The sequence below is a fragment of the Desulfobacterales bacterium genome (assembly GCA_028704555.1).
GTDB lineage: Bacteria > Desulfobacterota > Desulfobacteria > Desulfobacterales > JAQWFD01 > JAQWFD01.
In genome coordinates this window covers 12330-27610 of sequence record JAQWFD010000019.1, presented here as the reverse complement: position 1 = coordinate 27610, position 15281 = coordinate 12330, and the positions used below count along the sequence as shown (strand labels likewise).

Here is a 15281-nt window from a genome sequence, read left to right as displayed (position 1 = left end):
GAGGCCGCTCAGCTCATTTTCCGGATCAAATTCTTCAGGTTCTCGGAAAATGTTTCCGGTACCGGATGTGAACCGGTACACTTGCTCAGTTCAACGGTTTTTTTGAGGGTTTGCATGCAGGCGGTACAGGCCCTGCAATCCTTCAGGTGCTGTTCGATGTCCTGGCAGGTAACCGCATCGAGTTCATCGTCGATAAACTCAGACAGTTTTTCAAAGAGCCTGAGGCATTCCTGATGTGGGTATGGTTTAGTCGTCATGATGAAAATACGCTTTGAGTTTGTCTCGTAAAAAAAGGCGGGCCCGGTGGAGCCTCACCTTGACGTTAACGGGGGTGATGCCTGAAATTTGCGCCGTTTCTGCGGTATCAAATCCCTCCAGATCCCGAAGAACGATGACCACCCGGTATTTTTCGGGAAGGGCCAGAATGGCATCACGGATCATACCGTTCAGCTCCCGGTTCAGCAGCTTGTCGATGGGCATGAGCGCCCACTCCGGCACCTCATCGGGTATCTGGGATTCATCCGATGGCAGAAATTCTTCAAGAGACAATTCTTTTTCCGGAGCATATATGGATTTTCTGCGTTTTTTGATACATGCGCGTGTGGCGATCCGGTACAGCCAGTTTTTGAATCGGGTCTCATATCTGAAACCGTCCAGGTACCGGTAAACATTTAAAAAGGTGTCCTGAACCATATCTTCGGCATCCCGGGGCTCACCACACATCCGAAGACCGAAATTGTAAAGCGAGTGCTCATGCCTTTTTACAAGCTCATAAAACAGTTCCCTCCGACCGGAATTGATGGCTCGAATCAGTTTGGTATCGTTATCATGTATTGTTTTCTTTTCCTGGTTTTTTTTCATTTTTCTTTTTATTTTTGTCTGTCAACTGACAGGCATCTTTCATTCAGGTGGAAACACCCATTTTAGGTAAAATCACCGCCTGTAACAGATACCAGACACCGAGAATGACGATAAAAATGATAACTTCTTTCATGGTTACGCTCCTTACATTTCATTGATGAATACATAGGGTTTTATTGGATGATTGTCCACCTTTTTCGGAAAATCCGGCAATACGTGACGAATGTCAGAAATGCCATGGCAAACCCGAGGTGGCACAGGTCGAGCAGCACGATGGATGAAGGGGACAGGAAAAAATCCCCCAGATTTTTTACGACCAGCATGCTTCCGGTCAGCACGATTCCGGCGATCAATATCGATCGGATAAAGCCGGTCACGGTAATGCTGACCCGGTTTCGTTGCAGCAGCAGATAATCGGTCAGCAGGTAGCCCAGAAGCCCGAGCAGCAGGATTGCGCCAAGGTAGTGGATGTAATGGGTTGCATAAAACCGGGCAAGCCAGCCGAGGCCCGGGATATCCGCAATATAGTAACGCTTGAAAATCGGCATCTGGGCAAATCCTGACAGGGACAGAAAAAATACCGTGATTCCATAAACAGCGTGAATAATTTTATACTGAACCGGCGACTGGTTATCTGGATGCATCGGATTCTCCTTGTTTCTCCGTTTTTACCCTGTGATATAATTTTCCGGCAGCCGCGGCTATTCCGGCTATCGGCGCCAGTGCCATAGCCGCAACCAGGGCGTTGGCCTGTCCCATGGAATTTTCCACAGGCTTTAAGTGTGGCTTGCCCTTGCCGGTTTCAAGCGCCTTATCTATTTCTTCGAAAGGGATCGGAGAGACATACAGTGTGTTGGTGCCTCCGTTTTCCGTTTCTCCGTATACATAGCCGTTGATTTGTTTGGCCTGTTTTCGCGCTGCCTCGATAATTTCCTCCCGGGGTCCGATGGTCTGAACACCTTCAGGACAAGCCTCGATGCATGCGGGCAATTCACCTTTTGAGATCCGGTCGTAACAGCGGTCGCACTTGTACATTACGCCGTTTCCGGCAAAAGCCGGCAGCAGATCCAGATACAGCCCTACACCTGTCTGGCGATTGGGAATCTGCCACGGACAGACTTTTTTACACTTGCTGCCGCCCAGACACAGGTCAGAATCAATGACGGATATGCCGTTTTCCAGCTGTCTGGCAGCGCCCCACGGGCATAATTTCACGCAGGGCGGATTTACGCAGTGCATGCAGCGCCGGGGGATGGTCAGCTCGGTCTCCTCTCCGTTCACGCGGACGGTGGCGTGTTGAATAAAGAGCCAGTTGTAAGGCGTCAGCCGATCAGTCACTTCCTGCTTTTCGGACCAGTCTTCCACAGGCACCCTGGCGGGTACCATTTTCGGAAAAGGTTTTTCAGGCCTTGGAAATTTTGGTGAATTCATATCTTTGCAGGCCTCCACGCAGGCCCCGCAACCTACACATTTGCTGATATCGATGAGCGTGGCAAGCTGTTCCGTTCCATCTGTAATCGCAGCGCCTGCAGGCACCTGTGATGCGGCAAGCATGCAGGCCGATGTCAGGCTGCCTTTCAAAAAAGCTCTTCTGGAAATATCTCCGGGCATTTATCCCCCTTGTATAATAATAACATCAGATTCCAATTGCGTCGTTTTCCACTCCAAGAGAAGGAATTGCTTTTGATTTACATATCTGAGACTATAGAACCATAATTTTAGTTTCGGTTACAGAATTTTTATATTTTTTTGTATATTCCGGGTTGAATTAAAAGCATTTATTGACAGCGTTACCAGTCGTTCGGTAATCATAATGGGTGAAGATCATGTGCCCGGAATTGAGGAAGGCGTTTTGTAAAATTTGAAGCCGGAAAGGGGTTAAATGTCATTTGGAGATGTTTTTTGAAGGGATAGATGCAGATGCAGAATAAGGACTATTATGCTGTTTTAGAAGTGGCAAGTGATGCCGGCGTGGAAGAGATCAAACGCTCATATCGGCGTCTTGCGCTTTGTTACCATCCGGATACAAATGGTGGGGATACTGAATCAGAGGAACGTTTCAAGCAGATCAACGAGGCTTATTCTATTCTGAGTGACGGGGATACCCGCAGGCGCTATGATGCATACGGGCATGCCGGATTCCAGGAAAACGGCAGTTACGATGATGATCTCAGTGCCCGGTTTTCAGGCGACCCGCGTGGATTTGGCGGTAATTTTCATTGCAGGGGAAAAGGCATGGGGGGCGGATTTGGCCGAAGAGGCTGCGGCATGAGAGGCCATTTTCCTTTCGGCTTTGAAACCCGCGGGGGCCGCCAGGCCGCCCGATGGATCGTCGACCTGCCCCTGACATCTGCCGAGGCCCGCACGGGTACGGTAAAGGAGATTTTATTTAACGCCGGCGATGTCACGGTGCGCGTGAACCTGAAAACCCCGGCGGGCATGGAAGCCGGCGGGCTGGTGCTGATGAAGGCTGAAAATACGGAGCAGGTTCGACAGGATATCTGTTTTCGGGTGGTCCTGGTGGATTGATGATGCTATACCGGCAAGATATGATGCGGTAGACATATACTTTATGAAAGAGATGAAAATGAAATTAACCGTTCTTGTGGATAATAATACGTATATCGACAACTATTTTCTTGCTGAACCGGGGCTTTCGTTTTTTATTGAAGATCAGGATACAAGGCTCCTTTTTGATTGTGGTTACAGCCATATTTTTTTTGAAAATGCCCGGAAAATGGGGATTGATCTGCTTTTTCTGGATTATCTTGTTTTCTCACACTGCCATATGGATCACACGTGGGGAGTGGATACGCTTATTCGTGAATACACCAACGCGATCCTCCAGAACCATTTGCATAAAAAACCGGAACTCGTCGCCCATCCAAAAGCGTTTATCAGTACCGTCATTGACGGCGTGGGTGAGATTGGTTCCATAATATCTGAAGAGAAACTGAAACAGCAATTTAAACTCAGCCTCAGCAGTGTTCCTGTTCACCTGACGGATCGACTTGTTTATCTTGGTGAAATTCCGCGTAAATTTTCCTTTGAATCTCACCATCCGCTGGGTCGCAAAGAAGGGGAGACACAGGATGACTTCGTGATCGATGATACGGCGCTCGCGTATAAATCAGAGGACGGATTGGTCATAATAACAGGCTGTTCTCATGCCGGCATCTGCAATATACTTGAATATGCCCGACGTGTTTGCAGAGACGATCGAATTGTCGATATAATCGGCGGATTACATCTGCTCAATCCTCCAAAAGAACAAATGCAGGGAACGCTCGATTATCTGAAAGGACTTGGATTGAAAAAGCTGCACGCCTGCCATTGTACCGATTTTGACTCTAAAGTATGCCTGACAGCGGTAGCACCCGTAAAGGAAGTAGGGGTCGGGCTGTGTTTGGAATATCGGTAGCTTAAAATATTCCGAGCTTTCGTAACGCAGCCAGACAGGATGCATCGGCGCTTTCGGTCCGACCCCGCTTTTTATTCATCTTCCATAATCAGGTTTTTGAGCTCATCCCGATCATCCTGCCTGATGGGGAAATATTTCTCAAGCATTTGGCCGGCCTCTTTCACTGCAAGGCAGATGGCCTCTGTCTGGTTTTTCTGTCTAATTCCGTCTGTAATGATATGAACGATTTTATCCCATTGGTCCTTTGACACCTTTTTGTTGATACCCTCGGCGCCAAGGACCCAGACCTTGCGTTCGAAAACAGAGATAAAGATCAAAATGCCTGTCTCCTCCCGAGTTCGATGAAGCCCCTCACGAAAAAAATGGGTGGTCGCAGCCTCCTCAACTTCTTCATCGATTTCCCTTGGGGAGATGAATAGCCGCTTCAGCCAGAGGATGTGCTTACAAATCTGATGAAAGGCGATGAAACAGGCTGTCAAAACGCCTGAAAAAAGCCACATGTTCTCGTGGCCGATCCACAGCCAGCCGCCGATGAAATGGCTGAGTATCAATGAGATCGGAAGCGCAAACACCACTGCGCCGATCACATCGGCCATGGGATAGGAATAACTTCTTGAAACCACCATCGGGACGATTTCACCGGCGGTCCTCAGTTCCACTTCCCTGACCGTTTGAATAATTTTTTCCATGTCCTGATCGGATAAAAACTGTTGGGCTAAAGATTTCATTTTCGGCACCTGTAGAATTTTGAAAAACAACAATCTTGATGGCCTCGCCATTACCACCCGCCGGAGGCGCCCCCGCCTCCGAAACCGCCGCCGCCCCCTGAAAAACCCCCGCCGCCAAAACCCCCGCCGCCGCCACCCAGCCAGAAGCCTCCTCCATGCCTGCGTTGGGAAGGGGTGGAACTAAAGCTGAGAGGGGAACCAAACAGGCTCATCAAAAGTCCACAGATGACACCGATGGGGATCATCAACACAGACCAGAGCAGACCGAGGTTAAAAAACATGGCCCCCAGGATCGGAAAAAGGATGCCTCCGAACAGGGCCCCGAGCGGGCGTCGGATCCTTCCCATTAAATTGATCAGAAAAAGAAAGACAACTACACTGAACAGATTCGAGTGCCCCCGGCTAGGACCAGGTGCCCGGCGAGTCTCCTCTGTCGCCTTGAATTCTCCACGGACCACCTGGATCATGGCCTGAACTCCATCGGTCACGCCCTGATCAAAATTGCCCGTTTTGAACTGGGGGGCGATAATGTTTCCGATGATACGTCCGGCTATCAAATCGGTCAGGGTCCCCTCCAGGCCGTATCCAACTTCGATGCGAAGCTTGCGGTCGTTTTTAGAAATTATAAGTATCGCACCGTTATCTATCTTTTTTTGACCGATTTTCCAGGCATCGGCGACTCGGATCGAGTATTCCTCGATATTCTCTCCTTCGAGAGAGGGAATGGTAAGCACAACAATCTGCGTGGAATCGGTCCGTTCCAAATCGGTGAGCACGGTCTCGAGTTGATTTTCAGTGGCAGGAGACAGCATGCCGGCAAAGTCGTTCACCCGTCCGTTGAGCTTTGGCACTTCCAGTCCATGGGCCAGGGCAGCGCAAAGAAAGATGCCCAGGCAGCCCATCCATATATATTTTATCAGCCTTATCGTCACAGGTTTATTCATCATCTCGTCTCTTAAATGAGCGCCCCCGGTGTAAAGAGGGCGGGGGGCGCAACAGGAATAATAAACAATCATCCGAATGGCCAAAGATCGGTTTATTGGGTAAATTTAACCTTGGGCGCGCTTTTTGCCGTCTCTTCCGCCTTAAAATATTCCTTTCGTTCAAGGTGGAGTAAAAGGCTGTTGGTAAGACTGTCCGGAAATTTCCGGATAGAGAAATTGAACAGTTCCACCGCCTGATTATACCGTTGACGCGCTACATTGATGCGGTTTTCCGTCCCTTCCAGCTGATTTTGAAGATCCAGGAAATTTTGATTGGCTTTAAGATCCGGATATCTCTCAACAATGACCATAAGCCGGGACAGTGCGGAAGACAATCCCCCCTGCGACTGGCTGAGACGTTCCATGGCCTCTGCACTGCCCAGATCCTTGTGGGACAGCTGCACTGAGGTTGCCTTGGACCGGGCCTCAATAACCGCTTCAAGCGTCTCTTTTTCATGGGACGCATACCCTTTGACGGTCTCCACAAGGTTGGGGATCAGGTCGGCACGCCTCTGGAGGCTGGATTCCACGTCCCCCCATGCCTTGAACACCGTCTCTTCATTCTGCTGCATCGTGTTGTATCCGCAGCCGGATATCAGGCTGAGTGCGAGAAACAACATCATGTAACGAACCCTGTTTTTAATCATTGATGCCTCCATTCACCCGTAGTATCATCATTTATTTGTTGGCTGTTTTATTGGATGAAGTATCCTGCCGCCCTCCATTTTCCATCTTTGTCGAGCATGAATGTTACTGTTTCGATAGCTGATTTCTTGTGCTCGAATGATGTCGTAAAAGACATGATGACATACCTTCCGTCTGGTGCCCCGGGAAGACTGCTTGATTCCTGTGCCTTTAACATATTTCGACTGAAGAATTTTCCGAGCGGTTTGCGGACTGCCTCCAGCGATGCTGACCAGCTTTGTTCAGATACAGCTCCTTTAAAATAGGTGGAGGCTTCTTTCCAGCTGCCCGAATAGTTACCGCTATCAATGGGAGAAAGCCACGCATCAGCGGCAGAACGTGCTGCCCTTTCGGTCTCGGAATCAGCCCACGAAAGACTGAAACCGAAGCAGATCAATAACATGCTCATCAGGATGACATGCTTTGTTCTCATAGGATCTCCTCCCTATTTTTCAGAAGCGAACGCCCGCCTTACTTGTCGTCCAAGATACTTCGAGTTTGGCGACACAGCAATAATTTTTCGAATCTGTCTTTTATCCCTATGGAGCATATTATATGCAAAAGCTTCTCCAAGATCAAAGTTTTCTCGATTTAAGGGGCTCCGGATTTTCAAAAGTACCATTTATCGTTATCGTCATGCCCGAATGTTTTTATCGGGCATCCAGCAAAGATCCCGGATTCCCGCTCAACAGCATTGCGGAAATGGCGACACTTTGAGGCTCGATAACCGGCAAATTAGTAATTTCTGGATATCCAGAAGTGAATTCCAGGCGGTATTTTATGGGTCGATTTTGAGGGTATTTATTTTATTTTAATATGTTATCCTGGTCCGATTCCGGCTGCGTATTAATATCACCGGGAAAAGTTAAAAAAAGAGGTCATAAGAAAAGGGGGCAAATCTGCTTTTGACTCTTATCTGTTAAGATGTTATTCAACATTTCATGTCTCGTTCTATCAGAATAGCCTATCCCAAGGCCTGGTATCATGTCATGAACCGAGGCCGAAGAGTGGAGAATATCTTTTTAGAAAAATCCGATTACAAGATGTTTGTCGCACTGCTTCAAGAAACCTCGGAGGCGTGGAACATTCGAATTGCTGCATACTGTTTGATGCCCACCCGCTATCACCTGCTCGTCCATACGCCTGAAGCCAATATCTCTCGCGCCATGCGACATCTAAATGGCTTATACACGCAACGCTTTAACAGTCGGCGTTATTTGGATGGCTCGCTTTTTCGCGGTCGATACAAATCTATTGCGGCGATCTATCTGATTCGCAAATTGCGTCGTGACCGCCTAAAAGAAATAGGGCTCGCTTTCATGTTAAAAAAATACAGTACTGTCAGCAGTATCATCGAAAGAATGAAATCCCGGATGAAAAATGATCAGAATCTGAAAAAACGTATCAAAAAGTTGGAAGCGCAATTAAAAAAGAGTCAAGAGCAGACTTGACCCTTTCAAACAAAATAAGCGAACTGAGGACACATACAAATGAAAACGGACAAATTGAAAGCGTGCAGTGTGACCGGTTTTGTGGATATCCACGCGTCTGCCTGTGAAGCGGTCGCCAAGCAAATGAACTGCATCATCCTGTTTCGCGAGCCAGGCGTGATGGCTTGTGGTCTTATCAAAGAGAAGTATTGTATGAAAGGCTTTCGCATTGACACCAAGTCGTGCAATTGGGGTCCAATGAGTGGCTTTGTCTGCGTCGATCCCCGACTGACCAAGGATTCGGTGTATGAAGATCGCAATATGACGTGGACCAGCGAGGCGTTGAGCGGTCATATCGTGGAACGGTTCTTCGGCAAAGTCACGGATGCCCAATGGGTGGCCGATGTCATGCCAATCGCTATCTCGAAACAACGCATCGAAGAATTAACGAGTAAGGGCGTTATCAAGCCGCAAGCTGATGGCTCAGAATTCGTTGGCGAATCGAAGGCGACTAAAGGCGATACCCTGCTGTACTGGCGCCTGGTGCCTGTTGGAAATGCGACCAACTGGTGGTTGCGTGTCGACGGCGGAACGCCATCAGGGTACTACGTGATCTGCGTCAACACGCGGGGAGCCCACGCGTTCAAGCAGCGCTACCCGAGTGGCGTCAATCCCATCCGGTTCCGCGGACATGAGACCATTCTCGGCTTGATAAATCCGGGAACGAAGCACCGTGGATTCAAAGCCTGCGTGACTGCCGACTACGATCTATTCGGGATCTGGCCCAAATCGGGATCAGCGGATCTCATGTCTACCAGGCATAATCTCAACGCCGCGTTGCTGGCAAAGACAGCGCAGGGAGCGATGCCGCCGTTGGCTGGCGGCGGTGTAGTCAGAATGAAAGGCATTGATGATCGCCTGAAAAGTCAGGGGCACTTTGAGCATCACCGGTTTGGAGATGTCAGTGCCCGCGTGATGTTGATCAAGGCCATTCTCAATTCGGCCTTAATTGGAGCAGCGGGCTATAGTGGCGGGAATGCCATTCATCACAACGATGAAGCAGGCAACTTTGCCCTCGCCAAAGGCTCACTCCGAGATTGCCTTCCGCTAATCGGCTTCACGCCAAATCATGGAACGGTATTAATCGAAAACTTGGTCGATTTCAAGGAACTCGTGACCGCCGCTCGTGCGTCCGGATTTAAGGAGCAAGCAAAGCGGGACTGGTTGAACCAGGCTGGCATCGACTGATCAAATGGTCGTTGGACACCTGCAAAGCGAACCGTCAGGGTTGCCGTCGTTGCCGTATCCGACCGTATCCGGGGTCTGACCAAGCTATTATATTGATATTTAATCAAATTCATTCCAACAATACATGTTTTTCGGTCTTAGGGGTGCGTTTTCAGGGTCAAAAACAGCGCTGTAAGGAGATTGATGCTAACGGAGTTCAACCGTTTTCCCGGAACCAGTTTATGTTACGACCCTTGACCGTATGACCGGATCTTTTACGGAAATGATTTACGAACCCGACACGTCCCACCGCAATGCGTTCGCCCCATTTTGCCTCGCAGGTATTTGTTTTTTGTAACTCGGCATCAATCCATTTCTGATAAATTTCGGAAAAATCTGAACGGTTATTTATTTCAAGAGAATTTATGAGTTCTTCCCGATCAATCAGTCGGTACCGCCGGGGTGGTTCCAGTATTTCGTGATAACCGGAAAAAAGCCATTCCGACGGATGGCTTACAACACCCGCACGGACCATATTTAAATCGATATAGAGCATGCATTGTCTCAGGTGCTGATCGGTGTCTATAGCTGTTGCATGGTACCGATCCTCCCCAAAAGCGCCTTTTCTCTTTTTCCGGATGTTAAATTCCTGACCGGTCCGGCCGGCAATCATTACAACAACCCTTTTTATGACATCGATGGGTGATATGCCATATGTATCCGGGAATGAAATGCCTGTTTGCTCTTGCCATTGCTGTAAAAAATATCCTTTTTGGGAATGAGAAATTTCGTTCCGTATTGTATGAATCTTCTGAGAGGTCGCTTTCTGATATCCAAAAGTGAATTCCAAGCGGTATTTTATGGATCGATTTTGAGCGTATTTATTTTATTCCAATATGTTATCCTGGTCCGACCCCAGCTGAAAGCAGCTGAATTGTCTATCAGCTATTCCCCTCAAATTTTCCTTTTGTCGAAGACAATACCTGTGATAAGGCTGGAGCTTTTCAGGATTGTAAATGTATTTTCAATTTTTTAAATTAATCGTTGTTTTTATAAGGGCCTCGTTCCCCTTGCTGGCTGTTCAGCATGACGTTCGGCCCCATATAGAGAATCTATATGATTGACCTGTCCTGCGGTTGTCTCGGCATCCTGTTTACTGCCGGTGTCCTTGCCGGTTTTGTTGATTCCATCGCTGGAGGAGGGGGCATGATAACCATCCCGGCGCTTTTAGCTGTCGGCTTTCCTCCTCACCTGGCGCTGGGCACCAATAAACTGCAATCGAGTTTCGGCAGTCTGACCGCGGCACTGAACTACCGCAGCGGCAATATGGTGCGGTTCCGAGAGCTCACACTCGGTATCAGCTTTACCGCTCTCGGTGCGTTCGCCGGAACGATGACCGTTCATGTCATATCGGCGGATTTTCTGGAACACATGATCCCGGCTCTTCTTGTCGTCATCTTCATATACATGCTCTGCAATCCCAACTTAGGAACAGTGTACAGGCCTTATCGCATAGCCCCCTGGTTGTTCTATTTGTTGTTCGGATGCTTGATTGGATTCTATGACGGGTTTTTCGGGCCGGGTACGGGGACTATTTGGACGATTGCCTTTGTCCTGTGGCTCGGATTTGACATCAAGAAAGCAACCGCACACACAAAGGTTTTGAACTTCACGAGTAATATCGTGGCATTAGTCACATTCACCCTAGGCGGACACGTCATCCTGTTCCCTGGTGTCACGATGGGTCTCGGGCAAATAATCGGCGCATATTTGGGCTCACATCTGGTGCTGAAGCGTGGCACTCGATTTGTCCGGGTCTTCTTTCTCTGTGTGGTGGCAATCACAATAGCTAAACTGCTATGGTCGACGTATAATTAGCAGAACAAAGGGTTACGCGATGTCGGATCTGACTCGTCGAATCTTGAACCCAAAGGTTAATCACTATCGCCTGAAATCAACTTGAAAAATCCTCGTTTGAAGATACCTGATATTCTCCCTTGCAAAGCGCCCATCTTGTTTATACTATCCCGATCATGAGAAAATAAAAGCGCCTCAGCTCTATAATATTTTATCCATTATCCCGGTTTATTTGATCTCGAAATATTTTCTACTCCACATCGGTACCTGATTTATCTGCAGCTGGCTTTTCATGGAGGACAATGGATAAAACGCAATTCGTTAATAGTTATACGGTTTTTGTTTATTATTCCGAAATGAGTGATAAACAGTTAGAAACTAATTTAGTCGGAAATTTAGTGGAAACAATTTCTGTACAGTGTAGATAAGCAAAAGCCACTTAATTTTTGAGTGCCACAACACGTGGACGGAAATAGAGAAAAAAATCGGATATGCGATAATCGAACGCGCTCCAGGAGCATCCGCGACCGTGCCGGGTGCACGAGAAAAAAAGAAACAAGAAGGCAATAGAACAGGAGACATTAATGTCAGTACAAACGCATGGCCATACAGTAAATTTTATCTGGAGTATCTGCAACTTGCTCCGTGGTCCTTATAAACGTAATGAATACCGGAAAGTCATTCTCCCATTGACCATTTTACGGCGTTTTGACTGCATCCTCGAGCCGACCAAGGATAGCGTGCTGATTGAATTTGATAAGCTCAAAGGAAAGTCAGAAAATATTGTCAGCGCACACCTTCGAACAATAACCGGAGTACCCTTTTACAATCTGTCGAAATTGACATTCAAGAAACTGCTGGATGACCCGAATCAGATTGCACCGAGCCTCAATAGTTACATCAATGCCTTTTCACCCAATGTGAGGCAGATATTCGAGAAATTGGACTTTGGCATTCAAGTCAACAGGATGAATGAAAAGAATCTGCTGTTCAATGTGGTCAAAAAGTTTGCTTCCGATGAGATCGACCTTTTACCATCAAAAATTGACAACTTGCAGATGGGCTATGTCTTTGAAGAACTGATTCGGATCGGCGCGGAACAATCGAACGAAGAGGCCGGAGAGCACTTTACCCCCCGCGAAGTGATCAAGCTGATGGTCAATCTGCTTCTTTCACCTGAAACTGACTTACGGAAAAGTCATGTCGTCAAAACCATCTATGATCCGGCTTGCGGCACCGGCGGTATGCTTTCGGTGTCGGAAGACTATATCAGAAAATTAAACAGTGACGCCCAGCCCCACCTTTTCGGGCAGGACTGGAACGACGAAGCCTACGGTATCTGCCGGGCGGATATGCTGATCAAGGGTGAGGATTCGGACAATATCAAGCCGGACTGTACCTTTGAAAAAGACGGCTTCCCCAGGGAAAAGTTCGATTACATGCTGGCTAATCCGCCGTTTGGCGTGGAATGGAAGCAGCAGCAGAAAACGATTGAAAATGAAAAATCCACCCTTGGCTACGATGGCCGGTTTGGTGCCGGCACACCCCGTATCAATGACGGTTCGCTTCTATTCCTTCAGCACATGATTTCCAAAATGCGCCGACCGGAAGAGGGAGGTAGCCGTATCGGGATTGTGTTCAACGGTTCACCGCTTTTTACCGGTGATGCGGGAAGCGGTGAATCAACTATCCGCCAGTGGATAATTGAGAATGACTGGCTGGAGGCGATTGTCGCTCTGCCGGATCAGCTTTTTTACAATACCGGTATCTCGACTTATATCTGGATTGTCACCAACCGAAAGGAAAAACGCCGTACCGGAAAAATTCAGCTGATCGATGCACGGCAGTACTTCGTCAAGATGCGCAAGAGCCTGGGGAACAAGCGTAACCAGATTGGTGACGGCGAAGAAAACCGCCCCGACCAGATTGCCGAGATCAGCAAAATCTACGGTAACTTCAAACATGATCAAACCCGCTCGGTTGAAACAGATGGTATCAAAAAGCAGGTGATAGTCTCTAAAATTTTTGACAATGCCGACTTCGGCTACAACAAAATCACGGTTGAGCGCCCCTTGCGTCTGAACTTTCAGGCATGTGCTGAGCGCATCGTACGCATGGACAACCTTCGCGGATTTTACAAGATTGCCGAAAGCAATAAGAAGAACGAGACGATCCGCCAGCAGGAGATTGAAGCCGGAACCAAACGCCAACAGGCTATCAGGACCCTGCTTGCCGATTTGGGCAAAGCGACGGCTGAAAAACTATTCAAAGACCGCATGGCATTTTTAAAAGAACTGAAAGCCATCGATCAGAAATCGGGTGTGCGCCTCTCCGCGTCCGAACTGAAAACAGTCCTGGAAGCCCTGAGCGAGAAAGATGAAACTGCCGAAATCTGCCGTGATGCCAAAGGCAGGCCCGAAGCCGATGCCAACCTGCGAGATACCGAGAATGTGCCACTCAAAGAAAATATTGATGAATACTTCAAACGTGAAGTTCTTCCCCATGTGCCGGATGCCTGGATTGATCATTCCAAAACCAAAGTGGGCTATGAGATTCCGCTGAACCGCCATTTCTACCGCTACGAGCCGCCCCGTGCTCTGGAAGCAATTGCTGCCGATGTCAAAGAACTGGAATCGGAGATCGTGGCAATGCTTGCCGAGATTACCGGCAGTGCGGAGGGCTTGAAATGATTAGTAAAGTCTATCCGAAATATAAACCCTCTGGCGTGGAATGGCTGGGGGATGTGCCGGAGCATTGGGGGGTGAAGAGAGTCAAGTTTATTACGAACGTAAATGGTCGCATTGGTTTCCGTGGTTATACAGTAGAAGATTTAGTAGATGAAGGCGAAGGTGCTTTGGTTTTAGGAGGAACGAATCTTTCAAAAAATGGGAAAGTAGATTTACAGAAAAGAACATATTTAAAATGGGATAAATACCATGAATCACCTGAAATAAAGGTTTCTAAAGGTGATATTCTTTTAGGGCAACGAGGTACATGCGGTTTCCCGATTTGTATTGACTTTGACATAGGGCATTCAACAATCAATCCAAGTCTTGTTATTATAAAAGCAAGTTTACATAATTCATCTTTTCTTTGCTTTTGGCTTATGAATGACTTTATGAAATCAATTGTCGACAATATGGTTAGTTCAACAGCCGTTCCGATGTTATCACAAGAACAAATTGGAAATTTTTGCGTTCTATTGCCCCCACTCCCTGAACAGCAAGCCATCGCCGCCTTTCTCGACCGCGAGACGGGGCGCATCGATTCACTCATCGCTAAAAAACAGCGGCTGTTGGAGCTGCTGGCGGAACAACGCACGGCGCTCATTTCCCGCGCGGTCACCAAGGGTCTGGATGCAACGGTCAAGCTGAAACCCTCCGGCGTGGAATGGCTGGGGGATGTGCCGGAGCATTGGGAAATATGGAAACTTGCACATTTAACGACACGTATCGGCAGTGGAAAAACACCAACCGGTGGAGCTGATGTTTACCAAACTGAGGGTGTGCTTTTTTTACGAAGTCAAAATGTCTATGATGATGGCCTATACCTTGATGATGTTGTATATATTGATGAAAAAATTGATAAGGAAATGGCCTGGTCTCGTGTGAAGCCTAAGGATATTCTGTTAAATATCACTGGAGCGTCATTAGGGAGAACGTGTATTACTCCAAAAGATTTGGGAAGAGCAAATGTCAATCAGCATGTTTGTGTAATTCGGTTGAATAAAAGTGATTATTCAAGTTTTATTGCTCAGTATCTAAAAAGTAGGCCAGCGAAATCGTTTTATGATTTTGCTCAAACTGGTTCGGCTCGAGAAGGTCTTAACTTTGAGCAAATTGGAGCTTTCCCAATCACTCTTCCCCCACTCCCCGAACAGCAAGCCATCGCCGCTTTTCTCGACCGAGAGACGGCGAAGATCGATACGCTTTCTGTCAAGGTGGCTGCAGTCATTGAGCGGCTCAAAGAATACCGGACAGCGCTGATCAGCTCGGCGGTGACCGGTAAGATCGATGTGCGAGGTGCACTATGAATTTCTATCTCTTCTCCGCGTCCTCCGCGCCTCCGCGTGAGCAAAAAAAGCAATGGG

16 protein-coding genes are annotated in these 15281 nt (G+C 47.9%); 7 read left to right on the top strand and 9 right to left on the bottom strand.

Annotation, left to right across the window (positions count from 1 at the left end):
• Positions 1-8 precede the first annotated feature (8 nt).
• From PHQ97_08715 to PHQ97_08700, 4 genes are all read right to left on the bottom strand, one after another.
• Entirely contained in the window at positions 9-257 is a 249-nt protein-coding gene (locus PHQ97_08715) for a zf-HC2 domain-containing protein (protein ID MDD4392811.1), read from the bottom strand.
• Positions 247-861, bottom strand: coding sequence for a sigma-70 family RNA polymerase sigma factor (locus tag PHQ97_08710; GenBank protein ID MDD4392810.1), 615 nt, complete (start codon positions 859-861; stop codon positions 247-249). The genes PHQ97_08715 and PHQ97_08710 overlap by 11 nt, the downstream gene beginning before the upstream one ends.
• Positions 862-1034: 173 nt before the next feature.
• Positions 1035-1505, bottom strand: coding sequence for a hypothetical protein (locus PHQ97_08705; protein ID MDD4392809.1), 471 nt, complete (start codon positions 1503-1505; stop codon positions 1035-1037).
• Positions 1492-2472, bottom strand: a complete 981-nt coding sequence (locus tag PHQ97_08700) for a 4Fe-4S dicluster domain-containing protein (GenBank protein ID MDD4392808.1) — start codon at positions 2470-2472, stop codon at positions 1492-1494. Before PHQ97_08700 ends, PHQ97_08705 begins: the two co-directional genes overlap by 14 nt.
• Positions 2473-2781: 309 nt before the next feature.
• Here PHQ97_08700 and PHQ97_08695 point away from each other — a divergent pair, with 309 nt between their 5' ends.
• Both PHQ97_08695 and PHQ97_08690 read left to right on the top strand, forming a co-directional pair.
• On the top strand, positions 2782-3390 hold the full coding sequence (locus PHQ97_08695) for a DnaJ domain-containing protein (protein MDD4392807.1): 609 nt from the start codon (positions 2782-2784) through the stop codon (positions 3388-3390).
• Between the two features lie 58 nt (positions 3391-3448).
• The gene (locus PHQ97_08690; protein MDD4392806.1) at positions 3449-4282 is read left to right on the top strand and encodes an MBL fold metallo-hydrolase; all 834 of its coding nucleotides are present in this window, start codon (positions 3449-3451) and stop codon (positions 4280-4282) included.
• Positions 4283-4353: 71 nt separating this feature from the next.
• Here the strand turns inward: PHQ97_08690 and PHQ97_08685 are convergent, their stop codons facing one another.
• The 4 genes from PHQ97_08685 to PHQ97_08670 form a co-directional block, all read right to left on the bottom strand.
• The gene (locus tag PHQ97_08685; protein MDD4392805.1) at positions 4354-5010 is read right to left on the bottom strand and encodes a TPM domain-containing protein; all 657 of its coding nucleotides are present in this window, start codon (positions 5008-5010) and stop codon (positions 4354-4356) included.
• Between the two features lie 50 nt (positions 5011-5060).
• Positions 5061-5957, bottom strand: a complete 897-nt coding sequence (locus tag PHQ97_08680) for a YgcG family protein (GenBank protein MDD4392804.1) — start codon at positions 5955-5957, stop codon at positions 5061-5063.
• Positions 5958-6046: 89 nt separating this feature from the next.
• On the bottom strand, positions 6047-6640 hold the full coding sequence (locus PHQ97_08675) for a LemA family protein (GenBank protein ID MDD4392803.1): 594 nt from the start codon (positions 6638-6640) through the stop codon (positions 6047-6049).
• Between the two features lie 47 nt (positions 6641-6687).
• The gene (locus PHQ97_08670; protein ID MDD4392802.1) at positions 6688-7110 is read right to left on the bottom strand and encodes a DUF4019 domain-containing protein; all 423 of its coding nucleotides are present in this window, start codon (positions 7108-7110) and stop codon (positions 6688-6690) included.
• Positions 7111-7618: 508 nt separating this feature from the next.
• Between PHQ97_08670 and PHQ97_08665 the strand changes: the two genes are divergently transcribed.
• Entirely contained in the window at positions 7619-8128 is a 510-nt protein-coding gene (locus PHQ97_08665) for a transposase (GenBank protein MDD4392801.1), read from the top strand.
• Between the two features lie 39 nt (positions 8129-8167).
• Entirely contained in the window at positions 8168-9355 is a 1188-nt protein-coding gene (locus tag PHQ97_08660; protein MDD4392800.1) for an anthrax toxin-like adenylyl cyclase domain-containing protein, read from the top strand.
• 196 nt (positions 9356-9551) lie between these two features.
• Here PHQ97_08660 and PHQ97_08655 read toward each other — a convergent pair whose 3' ends face one another.
• On the bottom strand, positions 9552-10007 hold the full coding sequence (locus PHQ97_08655) for a hypothetical protein (GenBank protein ID MDD4392799.1): 456 nt from the start codon (positions 10005-10007) through the stop codon (positions 9552-9554).
• A 443-nt stretch (positions 10008-10450) separates the two neighbouring features.
• Here PHQ97_08655 and PHQ97_08650 point away from each other — a divergent pair, with 443 nt between their 5' ends.
• The 3 genes from PHQ97_08650 to PHQ97_08640 all read left to right on the top strand — a co-directional run bounded on the left by PHQ97_08650 (position 10451) and on the right by PHQ97_08640 (position 15224).
• On the top strand, positions 10451-11212 hold the full coding sequence (locus PHQ97_08650; protein ID MDD4392798.1) for a TSUP family transporter: 762 nt from the start codon (positions 10451-10453) through the stop codon (positions 11210-11212).
• Between the two features lie 563 nt (positions 11213-11775).
• Entirely contained in the window at positions 11776-13881 is a 2106-nt protein-coding gene (locus tag PHQ97_08645) for a class I SAM-dependent DNA methyltransferase (GenBank protein MDD4392797.1), read from the top strand.
• Positions 13878-15224, top strand: coding sequence for a restriction endonuclease subunit S (locus PHQ97_08640; protein MDD4392796.1), 1347 nt, complete (start codon positions 13878-13880; stop codon positions 15222-15224). The genes PHQ97_08645 and PHQ97_08640 overlap by 4 nt, the downstream gene beginning before the upstream one ends.
• The last annotated feature ends 57 nt before the right edge of the window (positions 15225-15281 follow it).